Genomic DNA, 19,333 nt, shown 5'->3' with positions numbered 1-19,333 from the left:
GGTGTCCTTAGGTTTCACTACGCTAACAAACCGGAATCGCCATTGCTCCATGTGCTAAACAGTAACGTAGCCAGTCGGCCAGAAACTGATTAATTTGATGCTTTTCGTCGCGTTGATGCAACTTTTTATTCGGATAATCATAACGCGCTTTAAAACGAAAGATCTGCTGGCTCGAACACACTTCAGCCACCATGGCGTCGTGGTAGAGGCGCACCGTCATTGAAGGCAGGCTCCAGTAGCTCACGGCAGGCGCAGTCTGTTCAATTTCCACCAGCGTAGTGTAGCGGGTGGATTCGACTATCGTTAACCGGTACTGTGCGTTGGTCACCTGATAGCTTACCGCTTCGCCCGCCGCATCATTACGCGGCAACAGGCGGCGCAACTGGGCGAAATTGGTCTCGCACAGGCGCATCATTTCAGGAAAGTCAGGTGTGTAACGCTTCATTTTTTCCACTCGTTTTTTAAGCTCTCATGATGCAGTTGCAGCCATTGCAAGGCGATGACAGACGCTGCGTTGTCGATTTTCCCCTCTTCTACCCACTGGTAAGCCTGTTCCCGGCTCACCACCTGAACACGAATATCTTCGTTTTCATCCACCAGGCCATGGATCCCTTCGGCCTGCGTGGCGTCCACTTCGCCAACCAATACAGATGAGCGCTCGCTGGTGCCGCCAGGGCTTGCCAGATAACTCAATACTTTTTTCACGCGGCCAACGTGCAGACCCGCTTCTTCTATTGCTTCCCGGCGCGCGACCTCTTCATCGGTTTCGCCTTCTTCAATCATTCCGGCGATCATCTCCAGCAACCACGGGCTTTCACTGGTATCTATCGCGGCAATGCGGATCTGTTCAATCAGCACCACTTCGTCACGCACTGGGTCAAAGGGTAGCAAGACTGCGGCGTGGCCGCGTTCAAAAATTTCACGACGCACTTCACCGCTCATTCCGCCATTAAATAAGCGGTGGCGAAAACGGTACAATTCCAGCGAAAAAAAACCGCTATACAGCGTTTCCCGTGCAATAATTTCTACATCGTTTTTTGTGAAAGTCACTGCAGATGATATTGACTTACTCATTGGCGGTATCTCATGAAAAATAATGATCAAACTGTGGATTTCAAGCCTGTTTAGCGAACGTTTCAAGCGCTATGTGATAGATTGGGGCAAATTTCCGCCAATGGCACGTTACGCCAAGCTTTAGCGCCACCAATCTCTGGTAGAATCGGCGAATATTTTTCCAATTTAGACCAGCGCTAGTACTGCTTCACAACAAGGAATGCAAATGAAGAAATTGCTCCCCCTCCTTATCGGCCTGAGTTTGACCGGTTTCAGCGCCATGAGCCAGGCAGAAAACCTGCTGCAGGTTTACCAGCAGGCGCGTTTAAGCAACCCCGATCTCCGTAAATCCGCAGCCGATCGCGATGCGGCGTTTGAAAAGATCAACGAAGCGCGCAGCCCGTTACTGCCGCAGCTCGGTTTGGGTGCAGATTACACTTACAACAATGGCTACCGTGACAGCAAGGGTGTGAACTCAAACGTCACCAGCGCCTCTCTCCAGTTAACGCAAACCATTTTCGATATGTCGAAATGGCGCGCGCTGACCTTGCAGGAAAAAACAGCGGGTATTCAGGATGTCACCTGGCAGACCGATCAACAAACGCTGATCCTGAACACGGCTACCGCTTATTTTAACGTGTTGAGCGCCATTGATACGCTTTCCTACACTGAAGCGCAGAAACAGTCGATCTACCGTCAGTTGGATCAAACCACCCAGCGTTTCAACGTTGGCCTGGTGGCGATCACCGACGTGCAAAACGCCCGTTCACAGTACGATACCGTACTGGCTAACGAAGTGACTGCCCGTAATAGCCTCGATAACGCGATTGAATCGCTGCGTCAGGTGACCGGCAATGAGTACCCGGAGCTGGCGTCGCTGAACATCGATAATTTCAAAACGGAAAAACCGCAGCCGGTTAACGCCCTGCTGAAAGAAGCAGAAAGCCGCAACCTGTCGCTGTTGCAGGCGCGTCTGAATCAGGATCTGGCGCGTGAGCAAATCCGCCAGGCGCAGGACGGCCATCTGCCGACGCTGGATTTAACCGCCTCAACCGGCGTGTCGAATACCTCTTACAGTGGCTCAAAAACCAATAACAGCACGCAGTATAACGATAATGACGCAGGCCAGAACAAAGTCGGCCTGAGCTTCTCCCTGCCGCTGTATCAGGGCGGTCAGGTGAACTCGCAGGTGAAACAGGCGCAATACAACTTTGTGGGCTCCAGTGAGCAACTGGAAAGCACGCATCGTACCGTTGTGCAGACCGTGCGTTCCTCGTTTAACAACGTGAATGCCTCCATCAGCAGCATCAACGCTTACAAACAAGCAGTGGTGTCCGCCCAGAGTTCTCTGGATGCGATGGAAGCCGGTTACTCTGTCGGTACGCGCACCATTGTGGATGTGCTGGATGCGACCACCACGCTGTATAACGCCAAACAGCAGCTTTCCAGCGCGCGTTATAACTACCTGATCAACCAGCTTAACATTAAGTCTGCGCTGGGTTCGTTGAACGAGCAGGATCTGGTTGCGCTGAACAACGCGTTGGGTAAATCCATTTCCACTTCACCGGAAAGCGTTGCGCCGGAAAACGCGGAGCAGGCCGCCGCCGTTGATAACTTTAACGGCAACGCACAACCCGCCGCCGTACGCACCAGCACTAAGCGTTAATCGCTGTTTTCTTCGCTTTTCCACAACGGGGGCGCACAGCCCCCGTTTTTACGTAAGGCAACGTAAAGGCCTCCCCTCCTTGCTTTCACTTCCCCCCCTCATCCTCTATCCTGATCGTCTGTTTATGCCTTTGGGGTCCACAGGAAGATAAAAATGAAACGGACAAAAAACATTCAACATGCGACGTTCCGCAAAAGCTGGGGTGCGCGTCATCTAACACCTGTTGCGCTGGCAGTTACCGCCGTATTTATGCTGGCGGGCTGTGAGAAAAGCGACGAAACGGTTTCTCTGTACCAAAATGCCGATGATTGCTCGTCGGCGAATCCGGGTAAAAGTGCCGAGTGCACCACGGCCTACAATAATGCACTGAAAGAAGCGGAACGCACCGCGCCGAAATACGCCACGCGTGAAGATTGCGTCGCCGAATTTGGTGAAGGGCAATGCCAGCAAACGCCGGTACAGGCAGGCACCGCGCCGGAAAACCAGGCACAAGCGCAGTCCAGCGGCAGCTTCTGGATGCCGCTGATGGCGGGTTATATGATGGGGCGTCTGATGGGCGGTGGCGCAGGGTTTGCTCAGCAGCCGCTGTTCAGTTCGCGCAACCCGGCAAGCCCGGCCTACGGTCAGTACACCGACGCCTCCGGTAAAGGCTACGGCGCAGCACAGCCGGGCCGCACCATGACCGTACCGAAAACCGCGATGGCACCGAAACCGGCCACCACCACCGTGACACGCGGCGGTTTTGGCGAATCGGTGGCGAAACAGAACACCATGCAGCGTCGCGTTAGCGGCACGCCAACCCGCTCAATGGGCGGTTGATCGTCATGGAAAGAGTCGCCATTACCGAGCGCCCGGACTGGCGCGAAAAAGCCACCGAATACGGTTTCAATTTTCATACTATGTACGGCGAACCCTACTGGTGTGAAGACGCGTATTACAGGCTGACGCTTGCCCAGGTCGAGAAGCTGGAAGACGTGACCGCGGAGCTGCACCAGATGTGCCTGAAAGTGGTGGAAAAGGTCGTTGCCAGCGATGCGCTGATGGCGAAGTTCCGCATTCCGAAACACACCTGGGGTTTTGTGCGTCAGTCATGGGCGACGCAGCAGCCATCGCTTTATTCTCGTCTCGATTTAGCCTGGGATGGCGTAGGTGAACCAAAGCTATTGGAGAATAACGCCGATACGCCAACGTCACTGTACGAAGCCGCCTTCTTTCAGTGGATCTGGCTGGAAGACCAGCTCAATGCCGGGCAGTTGCCGGAAGGCAGCGATCAATTTAACAGCCTGCAAGAAAAGCTGATTGCGCGTTTTGCCGAGCTGCGTGAGCAGCACGGTTTCCAGTTGCTGCATTTCGCCTGCTGCCGCGATACCGTTGAAGATCGCGGTACGGTGCAATATTTGCAGGATTGCGCAGCGGAAGCGGAGCTGGCAACGGATTTTCTCTATATCGAGGATATTGGTCTTGGGGAAAAAGGCCAGTTCAGCGATCTGCAGGATCAGGTTATCGGCAATCTGTTCAAGCTCTATCCGTGGGAATTTATGCTGCGTGAAGTCTTCTCCACCAAGCTGGAAGACGCGGGTGTACGCTGGCTGGAACCGGCATGGAAGAGCATTATTTCCAATAAAGCGCTGCTGCCGATGTTATGGGAAATGTTCCCGGATCATCCGAATCTGTTGCCCGCGTATTTCGCTGAAGATCCGCACCCGGAAATGGAAAAATACGTCGTTAAGCCAATTTTCTCCCGCGAAGGCGCAAATGTGTCGATCATTGAGAATGGCAAAACGCTGGAATCCGTTGAAGGGCCGTACGGCGAAGAGGGTATGATTGTGCAGCAGTTCTGCCCGCTGCCGAAATTTGGCGACAGCTATACCCTGATTGGCAGCTGGCTTATCAACGATCAGCCTGCCGGGATTGGCATCCGCGAAGACCGTGCGCTGATCACCCAGGATCTGTCGCGCTTTTATCCCCATATCTTTGTTGAATAAGCGAAAACCCGGCCATCCGCGCCGGGTTTTTTATTCCCTTACATCACACCAAACAGCGTCGGCAGAAACAGTGAGATCGCCGGAATATAGGTCACCAGCATCAGCACAATAAACAGAACTGCATAGAACGGCAGCATGGCTCTTACCACCTGTTCGATCTTCTGTTTACTTACCGCGCTTGCCACAAACAGTACCGATCCAACCGGCGGCGTAATCAACCCGATACCCAGGTTAACCAACATGATCATGCCGAAGTGCACCGGATCAACGCCCAGCGCGTTAGTCACCGGCAAGAGTACCGGCGTGAGGATAAGGATCAGCGGCGCCATATCCATCAATGTCCCCAGCAGCAACAGCATGATGTTAATGCACATCAGGATCACATACTTGTTATCGGAGATGCTGGTAAAAGCTTCCGTGATCCGCCCAGGCAGTTGCATGTAGGTCATCACGGCGCCAAACGCGGCGGCAAACCCGATCAGGATCATCACAATGGTCACCGTCTTTACCGTGCGGTACATCAGCTTCGGCAGTTCTGACCATTTGTAGTCACGGTAGATAAACATGGTGACGAAAAACGCCCATAAGCAGGCGATCGCCGCTGATTCCGTGGCGGTAAAGATCCCGGACAGGATCCCGCCCATGATGATCACTACCGTCATCAGACCCCAGAGCGTATCCGCAAAGATCTTTAACGCCTGGCGAAACGGCACGCGTTCTCCTTTCGGGTAACCACGTTTGTGCGCAAAGGCCACGCACATTACCATCAGGGTAAAGCTCAGCAGTAATCCGGGCAGGATCCCGGCAATAAAGAGCGCGGCAATAGAGACCGTGCCGCCCGTTGCCAGTGAGTAGATCACCGAGTTGTGGCTGGGCGGCGTTAAAATAGCCTGCACCGATCCGCTGGCGGTCACCGCGGCGGCAAAATCGCGCGGGTAGCCTTTTTTGTCCATCTCCGGGATCATCACCGAACCAATTGAGGCGGTATCCGCCACCGACGATCCGGAAATGGCGCCAAAAAATGTCGAGGCCACGATATTCACCAGCGACAGGCCGCCGCGAATAAAACCAACAAAGATATAAGCAAAATTCACCAGCCGACGGGCAATACCGCCTTCGGCCATAATCGCCCCCGCCAGAATAAAGAACGGGATCGCCAGCAGTGAGAATTTATTGACGCCATTGGTGAGCTGGATCATCACCGCTTCCAGCGGAATATCGATATACCACGCCCCCAGCACCGCGCTGATCCCAACGGCGTATGCCACCGGAACGCCCACCGCCAGCATAATGGCTAACGTAAAGACAAGAATAAATGCATCCATAGACTTTCCTTACCGGATCAGCTCGAAGAACCCAGCATCACCACCGGGCGGTGGTACTGCGCGCCAAAAAGCATCTTCTCGATAATAAACAGGAGGGTGATAGCCGAACCGACAGGAAGCGGCAGGTAGCTCTCACCGGCGGTGAACAGCGGGAATTCCGCCACCGGCTGTTCCCACAACTCCGCGCACAACGCGCTGCTATACCAGAGAATAAACAGGCTGATAGCCAACAGCATCAGATCCGCCGCAATGAAGCAGGCTTTGCGCGCAGGTTCGCTCAGGCGGTCCGTTACCATGCTGACAGCGATATGCGAACCCGCACGGTAACTCACGGCTGCACCGACAAAGGTAAATGTCACCATGCAGATAATGGCCACCGGTTCCGGCCAGGACAACGCACTGTTCATGACATAGCGGGCAAAAATCCCCACAGGAATAATGGCGACCATAATTAACAGCGCCAGCCCGGCAACCCACATTGAAATCCGGTAAAGAATATCCATCAATAACGAATAGCGTTCACCCATAACAGTTTCCCCGGTGAAGGTTGAAAACAGCAATACGGAAACACGTTATTCGGGCAAGGTCGCCCCTGCCCGTTAAACGCTATTGCACTTCCTGAATACGGGTAATTAAATCCTGGTGTTCTTTGCCGTATTTATCGCGAACCGGCTGCGTGGCTTTATAAAAGACGGCGGTATCGATGTCGTGGAATTGAACACCTCCGGCTTTCATCGCCTCCAGCGATTTTTCATTGTAAGCTTTCCACAATTCCCGTTGTTCAACCTGGGCTTCTTTCGCCAGTTTGAGGATTAATTCCTGATCCTCTTTTTTCAACTTATCCCATTTCGGTTTAGAGAATAAAAACAGCTCCGGAATAATAAAGTGTTTGCTCCAGGTGTAATTTTTGACAACCGGAAGATAGTTATGCGCAACAAAAGTCGGCGGGTTGTTTTCCGTGCCGTCGATCACCCCGGTCTGCATGCCGCTAAACACTTCGCTCACCCCCATCGCCACGGAGTTCGCCCCCATCGCCTTCAGCGTGTCGAGTGCGATTGGACTGCCCTGAACGCGGATCTTCATGCCTTTCAGATCCTCAGCTTTGTTTACCGGTGCTTTGGTGATTAAATTACGTGTACCGGCATCCATCCAGCCAAGAAAGATCAATCGGGATTTACTGCTGTCAGACAAGCGGCCACCAATTTCCTGGCCAATCATCCCGTCGAGCACTTTATGCATATGATCTTCATCGCGGAAAATATAGGGCAGCGTAAAGACATTAATCTCGGGTAATATTGCTGCCACCGGCGTCATCGATACGCGAATAATATCAATCGCGCCAATCTGCGCCTGTTCAATCACCTGTTTTTCGTCACCTAATACACCGCCAGGAAACGTTTTAATATCCAGACGTCCGTTTGTCGCCGCACTTAACTTCTCGCCCATATGCTTAACAGCAACAACATTGGGATAGTCAGCAGGATGAACGTCCGCTGCGCGGAAGGTCTGAGCTAAAGAGGCGTGGGAGATAAACAACAGAGCGGAACTAATACAGACTTTCAGTAAGGTTTTTGCTGAGTTCATATTTCCGTGTCTCCAGAGGGTCTGATTTTTTTAGAAAAAAAGGTCGACCGCGAACAAAGCGTTCGTGGTATTACGGTAAGCGTTGTTATGGGTATGTCTGAGACAGTAGACACTCTGAAGAGTAGTCACTCGGCGGGGTTATTGCGACGATGCTGTTCACAAAAAATGGCTAAATTCAGCACAGCGTTTCATTTTTGCAGTGAATCTCTTTTTATTTTCAAAAAAACGGCATTTCAGCGGCCATTTTTTGAGATCCGGCTCGTATTTCTCTACTTTCGGGACGAAAGCAAAAACAAAAATGGCGCATTACGCGCCATTCGGTTAACCGACCTGAACGGAAAGCATACTGAGGGAACCCATCTCGATGCCATCGACCGGGATCGACACCGGCTCTTTACCGTCCCACGCGCCAAGCACATACAACAGCGGCAGGAAGTGGTCCGGCGTCGGGTTCGATAACGAACCACCTTCATGGTCAAGGTAATTGACCAGCGGATGTTGCTCAGCGGGTCCCTGCCAGGTCAGGTTATCTTTCACAAAATCATTGAACGACGTCGCCCACGGGTATGGCGTGTTCTCACCATGCCAGCGCGCCGTTCGCAGGTTGTGCACAACGTTACCGCTGGCAACCAGCATAATGCCCTCGTCACGCAACGTCGCCAGTTTACGGCCCATCTCAAGATGCCATGCCGCGGGTTTGGTGCTGTCCACGCTCAGTTGCACCATCGGGATATCCGCATGGGGGTACATTTTAATCAACACACCCCATGAACCGTGGTCGAAACCCCAGGCTTCTTTGTCGAGTACCACCGGTACTGGCGCCAGCAGGTCAACCAAATGCTGCGCTAACTCCGGTGAACCCGGCGCAGGATAATGCGTGTCATACAGCGCCTGCGGGAAACCGCCAAAATCATGGATCGTTTTCGGTGCTTCCATCGCCGTCACGCCCGTGCCGCGCGTAAACCAGTGTGCGGATACCACCACAATCGCTTTCGGGCGCGGCAGTGTTTCGCCCAGTTGCCCCCAGGCGCGGGTATAAATGTTATCTTCCAGAACATTCATTGGGCTACCGTGGCCCAAAAACAGCGCTGGCATACGTGGTGCTGACATGGTGATATCCTTACAGAGTGTGACAATTTGATGGCACTACATTACGCCTTTTCAGTAGACGAAGAACTCTGATAACCATGATGAAGATCTTCAGTAATTTTGAATGTAAGGAATGCGTAAAGATGGCGCGCCCGCCTCGCTTTTCGCAGCATGAAAACATACATTAATGAGAATCATTATCATAAAGGAGTTATGCATGTCAGCGCCCCTGATCCTGACCTTACTGGCAGGTGCCGCCACCTTTATTGGCGCGATCCTCGGCGTGTTAGGCCAGAAGCCCTCAAACCGTGTACTGGCGTTTTCACTGGGCTTTGCCGCCGGAATTATGCTGCTCATCTCGCTGATGGAGATGCTTCCCGCCGCGCTGGCAACAGAACATATGTCGCCAATGCTGGGCTATGGCATGTTTGTTGTCGGATTGCTGGGCTACTTTGCGCTGGATCGCATGCTGCCTCATGCACATCCGCAGGACTTAATGCAGGGGACACAACACAGTTTCCCGCGTGGCATCCGCCGTACCGCCATTCTGCTAACGCTCGGTATCAGCCTGCATAACTTTCCTGAAGGGATCGCCACTTACGTGACCGCCAGCAACGATCTGGAGTTGGGGCTCGGCATCGCTTTTGCGGTGGCATTACACAATATTCCTGAAGGACTTGCGGTTGCCGGCCCGGTCTATGCCGCCACAGGTTCCAAACGTACCGCCATCTTCTGGGCCGGGATTTCAGGCCTGGCGGAAATTATCGGCGGCGTGCTGGCGTGGTTGATCCTCGGTAGCCTGGTGTCGCCGGTGGTGATGGCTGCGATCATGGCCGCCGTGGCGGGGATTATGGTTGCGCTTTCGGTAGATGAACTTATGCCGCTGGCAAAAGAAATAGACCCGAATAACAACCCGAGCTATGGCGTACTGTGCGGTATGTCGGTGATGGGATTAAGTCTGGTCGCCCTGCAGGCGATGGGAATTGGCGGTTAAACCGACCGCCTGACCGTCGTGGACGGGTAGCGCTGCTACTCGCCCTGCCTGGTGCCGCTGATTTTCTTCAACTCATCAAGCACACGCTGATAAGCCTTGTACAGCGCCTCGCGGTCGTGACGACAGGCTTTATTGTTGCGTTTAAGCGCATGAATATACACAACGATGACCAGGACAATAAGCAGTAGCCAATACCAGGAAATAAACATCGCGACTCCATGAATATATTTGGCAAAAAATACGACGCAGAATCATTAAAAATCTTTTTAATTTAATGGATTAGATAAATTCAAACCCATTATTCACCGCAAGTAAAATCGTTACCACTTTATAAGTAGAGGCATAAGATTTCAACGTGTGAGTATGAGAAGTGCAACAAAGTTTGATACAGGACAGGCAAAAAAAATCCGAAGCCAGCGACTTCGGATTTTTTATCTTTATCGTTAACGGCAACGATTAGCTGGCTTTGCGCTCATGCTCCTGGCGGTAGGCCACCAGGTCTTCAATGGTCACAACTGCCATATTGTGTTGCTTAGCAAACTCGATGCACTCCGGCGCACGCGCCATAGAGCCATCGTCATTGGTTAATTCACACAGCACACCCGCAGGTTTAAAACCAGCCAGCGTGACTAAATCGATAGTGGCTTCAGTATGACCGCCGCGGGTCAGAACACCACCCGGCTGCGCACGCAGCGGGAAAACGTGACCAGGACGGTTCAGGTCGGACGGTTTAGCACCATCGGCAATCGCCGCGCGAACGGTAGTAACACGGTCAGCAGCGGAAACACCGGTGGTGACGCCGTGAGCGGCTTCGATAGTGACGGTAAAACCGGTGCCGTAGGCGCTGGTGTTGTTCTCGACCATCATTGGCAGATCGAGTTGTTTACGGCGTTCGTCAGTCAGGCACAAACAAACAATCCCGCTACCGTGACGAATAGTCAGCGCCATCTGCTCAACGGTCATGGTTTCGGCGGCGAAAATCATATCGCCTTCGTTTTCACGGTCCTCGTCATCGAGCACCATCACACCACGGCCTTCGCGCAGTGCGGCGAGAGCGTTTTCAATACGTTGGAAAGGCGTGCCAAAAGAAGAAAGCAGCGTCTGATTCATGGTAAAAGACCTCAATAAAGTTATGGTTACCAGAATCAGGGCAGTCTTAGGAGTGTCGCAAAGCGGCAAAAAAATAACGCGAGCGGGCATCATGCCCGGCAGAATCGTTACTCTCTCCCATCCGGACTTTAACCGTCGGCCCCGGAATTACACCGGATCTGCTGACCTTCAGGCGTTAACCTGAAGCGCTCGCGGGCTTTCAGCATGCGCTGATTTACCGCCGGTGGGGAATTTCGCCCCGCCCTGAGAATAAGCGGAATAACTATAACGCCATTGATTACCTTCGGCAATGCATAACCTTCAAACAATTCTGGTTTATCACCTGGGGTTATCACACTACAATGACTGCATGAGCCCATCCGAGCAGGGAACCCAAAATGATTGACCCCAAAAAAATTGAACAGATTGCGCGCCAGGTTCACGAATCCATGCCAAAAGGGATCCGTGAGCTCGGGGAAGACGTTGAGAAAAAAATCCGTCAGACGCTACAGGCGCAGTTAACCCGCCTCGATCTGGTAAGCCGTGAAGAGTTTGATGTGCAAACGCAGGTGCTGCTGCGCACGCGTGAGAAGCTGGCCCTGCTGGAGCAGCGTCTTAGCGAACTGGAGAATCAGGGAAAAAACACCGAAGTGAAACCGGCGCCGGCTATTCCGCCGGTTGACGATCACGCGTAATACGAAGCGCTCTTTGCCAGGCAAAGAGCGCGATTGCAGGGTTTAATCGCCCTGCTTCTGGATTTTTTTGATGATATTGGTGGTTGAGCAACCGTCTTCAAAGTTGAGCACCAGCACTTCGCCGCCGTTGGCCCAAACCTCTTCGCTGCCGGCAATTTGCTCCGGCTTGTAGTCACCGCCTTTTACCAGCAGATCCGGCAGGATCCCGGCAATCAGACGCTGCGGCGTATCTTCTTCAAACGAAACCACCCAATCCACCGCTTCCAGCGCGCTTAACACAATCATGCGCTGTTCCAGCGGGTTCACCGGGCGGGTATCGCCTTTCAGGCGTCGGGTGGACGCGTCGCTATTCACCGCAACAATCAAACGATCGCCAAGTTTCCGCGCATTCGCCAGATAGGAGACGTGCCCGGCGTGCAGGATGTCGAAAACGCCATTGGTCATCACCACTTTCTCACCGCGCTTACGCGCTGCCGCAACGGCCTCTTTCAGCTCGGCTTCCGTCATCACGCCAAAACCGGTTTCCGCACGACCACGCACGGCGTTCTCCAGCTCAATCGGCGTCACGGTTGAGGTGCCGAGTTTACCGACCACCACACCCGCCGCCGCGTTCGCGAAGTAGCAGGCCTCTTCCAGAGAATTGCCTGATGCCAGCGTTGCCGCCAGAACGCCGATGACCGTATCGCCCGCACCGGTCACGTCATACACTTCCTGCGCCTGGGTTGGCATATGCAGCGGCGCTTTCCCCGGTTGCAGCAATGTCATGCCCTGCTCGGAACGGGTCACCAGCAGCGCCGACAGATCATAGTCGGCGATCACTTTCATGCCACGCTCAACGATCTCCGCTTCGCTTTTGCATTTACCCGCGACGGCTTCGAACTCGGACAAGTTCGGTGTCAGCAGCGTTGCCCCGCGATAGCGTTCGAAATCAGTACCTTTCGGATCGATAAGCACCGGTACGCCCGCGTTGCGCGCCAGCGTAATCATCTGCCGGACGCTGACCAGCGCGCCTTTGGCGTAATCAGACAGCACCAGCGCGCCAATGTTGCCCAGCGCCTGGCTAATGCGATCGTGCATCGGCTGCGGATCAACGCCCTCAAAACCTTCTTCAAAATCCAGACGGATCAGTTGCTGGTTGCGGGAAAGCACGCGCAGCTTGGTGATCGTCGGATGCGTCGGAACAGAAACAAAGTCGCATTTAACGTTAACGTCTGCCAGCGCCTTACTCAGTGCACGCGCCGCATCGTCAATACCGGTCAGCCCGACCAGACGCGCACTGGCGCCCAGCGATGCGATGTTCATCGCCACGTTTGCCGCCCCGCCCGGGCGCTCTTCAATCGTATCGACCTTCACCACTGGCACCGGGGCTTCCGGAGAAATGCGGCTGGTTGGGCCGTACCAGTAGCGATCCAACATCACATCACCCACTACCATGACACCGGCTTGCTCAAACTCTGGCAGCGTTACTTTCATTCCTGTCTCCTGAGAGATACAAAATTTGCGCGCGATAATACCACACTTACGCGCGGGCGCACGGTTCCACCAGCCACTTCTCCCAGCTCGCTTTGATCAGGGCGCGTTCGGCGGCAAAGCAAGAAAGCGCCACATTTCCCGGTAGCTCCTGCAACGCAAGATGGTGCAGTTCATCACGCAGCGTGGTGTACGCGTGCGTCAGCGCCAGCGCTTCCTGCTCATCCATAATGCCGTTTTGCGCAAGTCCCTCGAGGATGCGCACATTATCCGACCAGCGCGTCAGCTTCGGTTTGTCATGCGCGTATCGCAGCACCAGATATTGCGCGATAAATTCGATATCCGTAATGCCGCCTTCATCGGCTTTCAGGTCGAAGCGATCTTTATGTTTGTTGCCGAGATGCGCACGCATCTTCTCGCGCATTTCGCGCACGTCGGTTTGCAACGTCTCTCCATCACGCGGGGTCATCAGAATATCGCGACGAATGGCGTCAAAATCGGCAGTCAGTTGCGGATCGCCGTAGACCACGCGCGCGCGCGCCAGTGCCTGATGCTCCCACGTCCAGGCTTCATTTTTCTGGTAATCCGCGAACGATTCCGTCGTCGTCACCAGCATGCCTGCCGCGCCGGATGGGCGCAGACGGGCGTCAACTTCGTAAAGGATGCCGGACGATGTGCGGGTGCTGAACAGGTGCATGACGCGCTGAGCAAGACGCAGATAAAACTGACGACCATCGATTTCACGCTCACCATCGGTCATGGCATCCGGTGGGCAATCATGTAAGAACACCAGATCGAGATCGGAGCTGTACCCCAGTTCCCAGCCACCCAGTTTACCGTAACCCACCACGGCAAAACCGCGCCCTTCACGCTCGCGCAGGTGCGTCGGCTGGCCAAAGCGCGCCACCATTTGCCCCCACGCCTGCTGCACCACCGCATCGATAATCGCTTCCGCCAGCCAGGTCAGATGATCGCTGACCTTCATCACTGGCAGGGTTCCGGCAATGTCCGCCGCCGCCACGCGCAATAACTGGGCTTGTTTAAACTGGCGCACAGCTTCGAGCTGTTGCTCTTCGTCGTCTTCCGGCACGCGCAACAAATATTGCCGCAGCTCATCGCGGTAAGCAGTCATTGCCGTGGGCTGATACAGCGTGTTGGGATCGAGCAGTTCATCCAACAGGATCGGATAACGCGCAAGCTGGCTGGCGACCATCGGCGATGCCGCGCACAGCGAAATCAGATGCTTCAGCGCACCGGGGAATTCGCTCAACAGCTCAAGATAGGTCGTTCGGGTAATAATGCCGGTCAGCAGCGGCGTCAGGCGCGACAACGGCACCGGGGCATCATCACGCGAGCACACATCGCTGAGCAAGTGCGGCATCAAATGGTCGAGAACCTGGCGACCACGCGGCCCAATAGTACGTTTATCGAGTTCTTTGCGAAAATCGGCAATCAACGCCAGCACGCGATGACGATCGTCATCGGAGAGGTGCGTCAGCGCAGGTGTGGTGTCATCTTCCTGCAGCGCGTCCTGCCACAGTTCGCGCCAGTGTTCAGACAGGGTATCTTCCGGCGAGTCCGTTTCATCATCGCCAATCAGCGCATTAAAAATGCGTCGTACCGCCGCCATATGGGTTTCCAGCGTGTTGCTGAGCGTTTCCCAGTCGGTAACGCCCATTCCCCAGGCGAGGCGCGCGCGATTCAGCTCATCACCCGGCAGGGTCTGCGTCTGCTCGTCATTAATGCTTTGCAGCAGGTTTTCCAGCCTGCGTAGCCAGAGATAGGCTTCCCGCAGTGTGGTGGCTTCACCCTCCGGCAACAAGCGCAACTGATCGATTGCCGCCAGCGTCGGTAGCAACGAACGGGATTGCAACGCCGGTTCGCGACCCCCGCGGATCAACTGAAACACCTGGACGATAAATTCGATTTCGCGAATGCCGCCAGCGCCCAGCTTGATATTGTCTTTCAAACCACGACGACGCACTTCACGGGCGATCATGCCCTTCATGTTACGCAGAGACTGAATGACGCTAAAATCGATATAACGGCGGAAGACAAAGGGCCGCAGCATCGCCCGCAACTCTCTGGCATGATCGCCGTCGTTATCCCCCATGATCCGCGCTTTGACCATGGCGTAGCGCTCCCAGTCGCGCCCCTGCTCCTGGTAATAATCCTCCAGCGCAGCAAAGCTGAGCACCAGCGGGCCGCTGTCGCCAAAGGGGCGCAGGCGCATATCCACGCGGTAGACAAAACCATCCTGCGTGGGTTGATCGAGCACTTTAATCAGCCGCTGGCCGAGACGCGTGAAAAACTGCGCATTATCCAGTTCCCGCCTGCCGCCGCGGGTTGAGCCGTTTTCCGGCCAGGCAAAAATCAAATCAATATCGGACGAGAAGTTCAGCTCGCCGCCGCCGAGTTTTCCCATCCCCAGCACCAGCATCGGCTGCGCAACGCCCTGCGTATTGCACGGCGTGCCCCACTCGCGGCAGCAGGCATCGTAGAGCCAGTCCCGCGCCGCAACAATCAGCGTTTCCGCCAGTACACTCAACTGCTGAAGGATATCTTCTTCCGCCGTCAGTCGTAGCGCCTGCGCCCAGGCAATACGCACCATCACGCGGCGGCGAAACTGCCGCAATGCCCGCATCAGCGATGCTTCATCCGCAACGTCCTGCAACGCGCTTTGTAGCATGGAGGCATAGTGCTGCCACTCGTCAGCCTGCGGCGGCGCGCTTTCAAGCTCCGCTAACCACGCCGGATGCGCGATGATCGCATCCTGAACAAAGTCACTAAAAGTGAGCACTGACTGCGCCTGTGCGCTTAGTGGCTGCACGGTCAGAGATTCCGGCAGACGAGAGAGTACCGTCTGCCAGTGCTGCGATAACGGTGAAGCATGCGGCATCCGAAATATCCTTTAGTTAGCGTTTTCCGCTGTGTAACCAGAACGGCGGCTGGTTAATGGCGGTATTACGGAAATGTTCAATTTCGATGATTTGGCGGGTTTCAATGGCGTGATGCAGCCCTTGCCAGTTTTCCAGCCATTCAATCGCCAGTGCGCGATCGTAAAAACCGGCCAGCAGCAGCGCGCTGTCGATATCCCGCGCCAGGCGCGGCAACTGGTCGCGATAGCTGTCGCCAAGCGGCTGAGCAAACGCTTTTTTCAGCTCGGCAGCGCTGCGCGAGAGGTGGACATCCGCAAAACGTTTAAACGAATCGGCAAACTTCGCCTGCGCTTTTTCATCAAGGAAGGTGCGCCAGCCATTGCTCACCAGCCAGTCTGTTAGCACCAGTTTTGCCATGGCTGATGGCGTGGTCCAGACGGCTGTTTCGGCGGAGACCGCAGAGGCGATGGTGGCTTCGGCTTGCGTCAGCAAATCACGTAAGTGAGCGCTCGCTTTACGCGGCACAATACCGCCAAACAGCACCAGAGTATGACGCAGCAGTGCAATGGCGCGCAGTACATCGTCTTTTGCGCGGTTATTCCCCCGGATCCATAACTCTTCGTGGTATTGCCATTGCGACAGCGCCAGCTCCAGCGCGGCGGCAAAACCCTGCTCTACGCTGGCTTTCGCTGCCGGTTGCAGAACCGGCGTCGGGCGAGTTTCACGCGGCGCATTGCCCTGCGCCAGGTGATAACCGCGCGCCGCTTTGCTCAGACTTCCCTGACGTAACCCCGAGAGCGTGACGAGCTGGCGCGCCAGCGTGAGGATATCCGCCGGATCACCGCTCAGCAGTTCCAGCTCCAGCTCGCAAATCGGCTCGGCAAATTCACCGGCTTTGACTTCGCCCAAATCAAGACCAATCTCGATGCGGCTGTCGCCTACGTTCACCAGCCATTTTTCGCGCCAGAAATCGGTGCTAAACAGCGGGTGAGTCTGCGCCTGTAAGTCAGCAGGCAGCGTTCCGTCTGGCCACACTTCCGCCGGGAAACGCGCCAGGTCAAGCTCGGCTTTTTCCAGCGGAATGTTGTATTCCGGGCGTTGATGTAAACCGCCGATCACCCGACCGGCGATTTTCATCGTCATCTCATATTTGCCGTCAAAACCACGAATACGCAGCCCCATATCGTGGCCACGCAGCCAGTTATCCGGCGTTTCGTAATAGATGTTCAGTAGTTGGCTGGGCGCGACATGTTCGTCGGTCAGCGTATGGAGATGTTGGCGAAGCGTTTCCACGCTGTCGCTATTCACGATAAACTTTAATTCGATTTCCTGAGCCATGGCCTTGCACTTATGGTTATGTCACATCAGTGAAAATTTCGGCGAACTAACGCACCTGATGTTTGTCAGTAGATAGTATTTTGCGCCAAATTGCCATGCAATGCGCAATCTGGCTGGAGCAAAAGTTCGCATAAGCGCGCAGTTTGACCCGGAAGATTCCGATTGATGCCAATAGCAGGGTATCGTCAGACTGTGGTCACTGTTTACCCTTCACGTCCAATGGAAATAACGACTACCTGATGCCAAAATTACGCCTGATTGGATTGACCTTATTTGCGCTTAGCGTGTCCCTGGGAACCCACGCTGAGGAAAAACGTTATGTTTCCGACGAACTGAATACCTGGGTCCGTAGCGGTCCGGGAGATAATTATCGCCTTGTGGGCACGGTGAATGCCGGCGAGGAAGTGACCCTGCTGCAATCCAATAGCGACTATGGTCAGGTGCGCGATAGCACCGGGCGTACCGCGTGGATCCCGCTGAAAGAGCTGAATACCCAACCCAGCCTGCGCACCCGCGTGCCGGAACTGGAAAATCAGGTCAAGACGCTGACCGATAAACTCAACAATATCGATAACACCTGGAACCAGCGTACTGCCGAGATGCAGCAAAAAGTCTCGCAGAGCGACGGCGTCATTAGCGGCCTGAAAGATGAAAACCAAAAGCTCAAAAACGAGTTAATTGTGGCGCAGAAGAAGGTGAATGCTGCCAATCTGCAACTGGATGACAAACAGCGCACCATCATCATGCAATGGTTTATGTATGGCGGCGGCGTGCTGGGCGCAGGCCTGCTACTGGGTCTGGTGTTGCCGCATATGATCCCCACCCGCAAACGCAAAGACCGCTGGATGAACTAAGCACATTAGCCATCTTCTCTACACTTACGTATTATCTGTCGGCAAAATAGGTGAGAGGAGTGGCGGGTGAAGAGTTATCTGGTCGGTGGTGCAGTACGCGATACGTTGTTAGGCCTGCCAGTCAAAGACAGAGACTGGGTGGTGGTCGGCGCCACGCCGGAAGAGATGCTCAACGCGGGCTACCAGCAGGTAGGCCGTGATTTTCCTGTGTTCCTGCACCCGCAGAGCCACGAAGAGTACGCCCTGGCGCGCACCGAGCGCAAATCGGGCGTCGGCTATACAGGATTCATCGTCCATGCGGCGCCGGATGTTACGCTTGAGCAAGATTTGCTGCGCCGCGATTTAACCGTTAACGCCCTCGCGCAGGATGAAAACGGCGACATCATCGATCCTTTCAATGGTCAGCGTGATCTGCACAACCGGATCCTGCGCCATGTTTCCCCCGCCTTTGGCGAAGACCCTTTACGCGTTCTGCGCGTTGCACGCTTCGCCGCCCGCTATGCGCATCTCAGTTTCCGCATTGCCGATGAGACCATGGCGCTGATGCGCACCATGACGGACGCGGGCGAACTGGCGCATCTGACCACAGAACGCGTGTGGCAAGAGACGGAAAATGCATTGCGCACCCGCAACCCGCAGGTCTACTTCCAGGTGCTACGGGACTGTGGCGCACTGGCCGTTTTATTCCCGGAAGTGGACGCGCTGTATGGTGTTCCCGCACCCGCAAAATGGCATCCGGAAATCGATACTGGCGTGCATACGCTGATGACGCTGACGATGGCGGCGATGCTCAGCCCGGAAGTGGATGTGCGCTTTGCCACGCTGTGTCACGATCTGGGCAAAGGGTTAACCCCAAAAGAGCTGTGGCCGCGCCATCATGGCCATGGCCCGGCAGGCGTGAAACTGGTAGAAGGGCTGTGTAAACGCCTTCGCGTACCTAATGACATCCGCGACCTGGCAAAACTGGTGGCGGAGTTTCACGATCTGATCCACACCTTCCCGATCCTGTTGCCCAAAACCATCGTTAAATTGTTTGATTCTATCGACGCCTGGCGTAAGCCGCACCGCGTGGAGCAAATCGCGCTGACCAGTGAAGCAGATGTGCGCGGTCGTACAGGGTTTGAAGCCAGCGACTATCCGCAGGGGCGTTTATTGCGTGAAGCCTGGCAAGTGGCGCGTGCGGTGCCAACCAAAGAGGTGATTGATGCGGGCTTTAAAGGCGCGGAAGTGCGCGAAGAGCTGACCCGTAGACGGATAGCAGCCCTTGCGCACTGGAAAGAACAGCGTTGCCCTCAGCCGAAAGAGTGAGGGC

The 19,333-nt window shown here is 54.8% G+C and carries 18 protein-coding genes and 1 riboswitch; of the genes, 7 read left to right on the top strand and 11 right to left on the bottom strand.

The genetic code is table 11. The features are described from left to right. Positions 1-22: 22 nt before the first annotated feature. Positions 23-445 (bottom strand): DUF1249 family protein, encoded by a 423-nt coding sequence (locus N7922_RS03475; protein ID WP_263099256.1) that lies wholly within the window; start codon positions 443-445, stop codon positions 23-25. Then, entirely contained in the window at positions 442-1,074 is a 633-nt protein-coding gene (gene nudF / locus N7922_RS03470; protein WP_263099255.1) for an ADP-ribose diphosphatase, read from the bottom strand. The genes N7922_RS03475 and nudF overlap by 4 nt, the downstream gene beginning before the upstream one ends. Before the next feature lie 205 nt (positions 1,075-1,279). Between nudF and tolC the strand changes: the two genes are divergently transcribed. The 3 genes from tolC to N7922_RS03455 all read left to right on the top strand — a co-directional run bounded on the left by tolC (position 1,280) and on the right by N7922_RS03455 (position 4,704). Beyond that, on the top strand, positions 1,280-2,719 hold the full coding sequence (tolC, locus tag N7922_RS03465) for an outer membrane channel protein TolC (protein WP_263099254.1): 1,440 nt from the start codon (positions 1,280-1,282) through the stop codon (positions 2,717-2,719). 153 nt (positions 2,720-2,872) lie between these two features. Beyond that, a complete protein-coding gene (locus tag N7922_RS03460) occupies positions 2,873-3,538 on the top strand; it encodes a DUF1190 family protein (RefSeq protein WP_263099253.1) in 666 nt (221 codons plus the stop codon). Between the two features lie 5 nt (positions 3,539-3,543). After that, positions 3,544-4,704: a glutathionylspermidine synthase family protein gene (locus N7922_RS03455; protein WP_263099252.1), complete on the top strand. Its 1,161-nt coding sequence runs from the start codon at positions 3,544-3,546 to the stop codon at positions 4,702-4,704. Positions 4,705-4,742: 38 nt separating this feature from the next. On the opposite strand, the gene N7922_RS03450 is transcribed toward N7922_RS03455, so the two are convergent. From N7922_RS03450 to ygiD, 4 genes are all read right to left on the bottom strand, one after another. Further along, the gene (locus N7922_RS03450) at positions 4,743-6,029 is read right to left on the bottom strand and encodes a TRAP transporter large permease (protein WP_263099251.1); all 1,287 of its coding nucleotides are present in this window, start codon (positions 6,027-6,029) and stop codon (positions 4,743-4,745) included. A 17-nt stretch (positions 6,030-6,046) separates the two neighbouring features. After that, entirely contained in the window at positions 6,047-6,556 is a 510-nt protein-coding gene (locus N7922_RS03445) for a TRAP transporter small permease (protein WP_263099250.1), read from the bottom strand. Positions 6,557-6,635: 79 nt separating this feature from the next. Further along, positions 6,636-7,613 carry a TRAP transporter substrate-binding protein gene (locus N7922_RS03440; protein ID WP_263099249.1) on the bottom strand — a complete coding sequence of 326 codons (978 nt, stop codon included), beginning with the start codon at positions 7,611-7,613 and terminating at the stop codon, positions 6,636-6,638. A gap of 321 nt (positions 7,614-7,934) precedes the next feature. Beyond that, a complete protein-coding gene (gene ygiD / locus N7922_RS03435; RefSeq protein ID WP_263099248.1) occupies positions 7,935-8,723 on the bottom strand; it encodes a 4,5-DOPA dioxygenase extradiol in 789 nt (262 codons plus the stop codon). Positions 8,724-8,919: 196 nt separating this feature from the next. Between ygiD and zupT the strand changes: the two genes are divergently transcribed. Beyond that, entirely contained in the window at positions 8,920-9,696 is a 777-nt protein-coding gene (gene zupT / locus N7922_RS03430) for a zinc transporter ZupT (RefSeq protein WP_263099247.1), read from the top strand. Between the two features lie 35 nt (positions 9,697-9,731). Here zupT and N7922_RS03425 read toward each other — a convergent pair whose 3' ends face one another. Together N7922_RS03425 and ribB are read right to left on the bottom strand one after the other, a co-directional pair. Then, entirely contained in the window at positions 9,732-9,905 is a 174-nt protein-coding gene (locus N7922_RS03425) for a hypothetical protein (protein WP_263099246.1), read from the bottom strand. Between the two features lie 247 nt (positions 9,906-10,152). Next, complete coding sequence (gene ribB / locus N7922_RS03420) at positions 10,153-10,806, bottom strand: 3,4-dihydroxy-2-butanone-4-phosphate synthase (protein WP_263099245.1); 654 nt, start codon at positions 10,804-10,806, stop codon at positions 10,153-10,155. Between the two features lie 105 nt (positions 10,807-10,911). Next, positions 10,912-11,061, bottom strand: a riboswitch (FMN riboswitch). Positions 11,062-11,183: 122 nt separating this feature from the next. Between ribB and ubiK the strand changes: the two genes are divergently transcribed. Next, positions 11,184-11,480, top strand: coding sequence for a ubiquinone biosynthesis accessory factor UbiK (gene ubiK, locus N7922_RS03415; protein ID WP_263099244.1), 297 nt, complete (start codon positions 11,184-11,186; stop codon positions 11,478-11,480). Positions 11,481-11,522: 42 nt separating this feature from the next. Here the strand turns inward: ubiK and hldE are convergent, their stop codons facing one another. The 3 genes from hldE to N7922_RS03400 are packed head-to-tail and all read right to left on the bottom strand — an operon-like array spanning position 11,523 to position 17,167. Continuing rightward, positions 11,523-12,953: a bifunctional D-glycero-beta-D-manno-heptose-7-phosphate kinase/D-glycero-beta-D-manno-heptose 1-phosphate adenylyltransferase HldE gene (hldE, locus tag N7922_RS03410; RefSeq protein WP_263099243.1), complete on the bottom strand. Its 1,431-nt coding sequence runs from the start codon at positions 12,951-12,953 to the stop codon at positions 11,523-11,525. A 46-nt stretch (positions 12,954-12,999) separates the two neighbouring features. Then, on the bottom strand, positions 13,000-15,849 hold the full coding sequence (gene glnE, locus N7922_RS03405; RefSeq protein ID WP_263099242.1) for a bifunctional [glutamate--ammonia ligase]-adenylyl-L-tyrosine phosphorylase/[glutamate--ammonia-ligase] adenylyltransferase: 2,850 nt from the start codon (positions 15,847-15,849) through the stop codon (positions 13,000-13,002). A 16-nt stretch (positions 15,850-15,865) separates the two neighbouring features. Continuing rightward, positions 15,866-17,167, bottom strand: coding sequence for an inorganic triphosphatase (locus tag N7922_RS03400; protein WP_263099241.1), 1,302 nt, complete (start codon positions 17,165-17,167; stop codon positions 15,866-15,868). A 239-nt stretch (positions 17,168-17,406) separates the two neighbouring features. Between N7922_RS03400 and N7922_RS03395 the strand changes: the two genes are divergently transcribed. Together N7922_RS03395 and N7922_RS03390 are read left to right on the top strand one after the other, a co-directional pair. After that, positions 17,407-18,021, top strand: a complete 615-nt coding sequence (locus N7922_RS03395) for a TIGR04211 family SH3 domain-containing protein (protein WP_263099240.1) — start codon at positions 17,407-17,409, stop codon at positions 18,019-18,021. Positions 18,022-18,087: 66 nt separating this feature from the next. After that, a complete protein-coding gene (locus N7922_RS03390) occupies positions 18,088-19,329 on the top strand; it encodes a multifunctional CCA addition/repair protein (protein ID WP_263099239.1) in 1,242 nt (413 codons plus the stop codon). Positions 19,330-19,333 lie beyond the last annotated feature (4 nt).

Origin of the sequence: Kosakonia sp. ML.JS2a, assembly GCF_025642095.1 — a bacterium.
Taxonomy (GTDB): Bacteria; Pseudomonadota; Gammaproteobacteria; order Enterobacterales; family Enterobacteriaceae.
This window is presented reverse-complemented; position numbering and strand designations above follow the sequence as displayed.

Coding starts and splice junctions, on each gene's coding strand:
- N7922_RS03475 (WP_263099256.1), bottom strand. CDS start 445: ATGAAGCGTTACACACCTGACTTTCCTGAAATGATGCGCCTGTGCGAG.
- nudF (WP_263099255.1), bottom strand. CDS start 1,074: ATGAGTAAGTCAATATCATCTGCAGTGACTTTCACAAAAAACGATGTA.
- tolC (WP_263099254.1), top strand. CDS start 1,280: ATGAAGAAATTGCTCCCCCTCCTTATCGGCCTGAGTTTGACCGGTTTC.
- N7922_RS03460 (WP_263099253.1), top strand. CDS start 2,873: ATGAAACGGACAAAAAACATTCAACATGCGACGTTCCGCAAAAGCTGG.
- N7922_RS03455 (WP_263099252.1), top strand. CDS start 3,544: ATGGAAAGAGTCGCCATTACCGAGCGCCCGGACTGGCGCGAAAAAGCC.
- N7922_RS03450 (WP_263099251.1), bottom strand. CDS start 6,029: ATGGATGCATTTATTCTTGTCTTTACGTTAGCCATTATGCTGGCGGTG.
- N7922_RS03445 (WP_263099250.1), bottom strand. CDS start 6,556: ATGGGTGAACGCTATTCGTTATTGATGGATATTCTTTACCGGATTTCA.
- N7922_RS03440 (WP_263099249.1), bottom strand. CDS start 7,613: ATGAACTCAGCAAAAACCTTACTGAAAGTCTGTATTAGTTCCGCTCTG.
- ygiD (WP_263099248.1), bottom strand. CDS start 8,723: ATGTCAGCACCACGTATGCCAGCGCTGTTTTTGGGCCACGGTAGCCCA.
- zupT (WP_263099247.1), top strand. CDS start 8,920: ATGTCAGCGCCCCTGATCCTGACCTTACTGGCAGGTGCCGCCACCTTT.
- N7922_RS03425 (WP_263099246.1), bottom strand. CDS start 9,905: ATGTTTATTTCCTGGTATTGGCTACTGCTTATTGTCCTGGTCATCGTT.
- ribB (WP_263099245.1), bottom strand. CDS start 10,806: ATGAATCAGACGCTGCTTTCTTCTTTTGGCACGCCTTTCCAACGTATT.
- ubiK (WP_263099244.1), top strand. CDS start 11,184: ATGATTGACCCCAAAAAAATTGAACAGATTGCGCGCCAGGTTCACGAA.
- hldE (WP_263099243.1), bottom strand. CDS start 12,953: ATGAAAGTAACGCTGCCAGAGTTTGAGCAAGCCGGTGTCATGGTAGTG.
- glnE (WP_263099242.1), bottom strand. CDS start 15,849: ATGCCGCATGCTTCACCGTTATCGCAGCACTGGCAGACGGTACTCTCT.
- N7922_RS03400 (WP_263099241.1), bottom strand. CDS start 17,167: ATGGCTCAGGAAATCGAATTAAAGTTTATCGTGAATAGCGACAGCGTG.
- N7922_RS03395 (WP_263099240.1), top strand. CDS start 17,407: ATGCCAAAATTACGCCTGATTGGATTGACCTTATTTGCGCTTAGCGTG.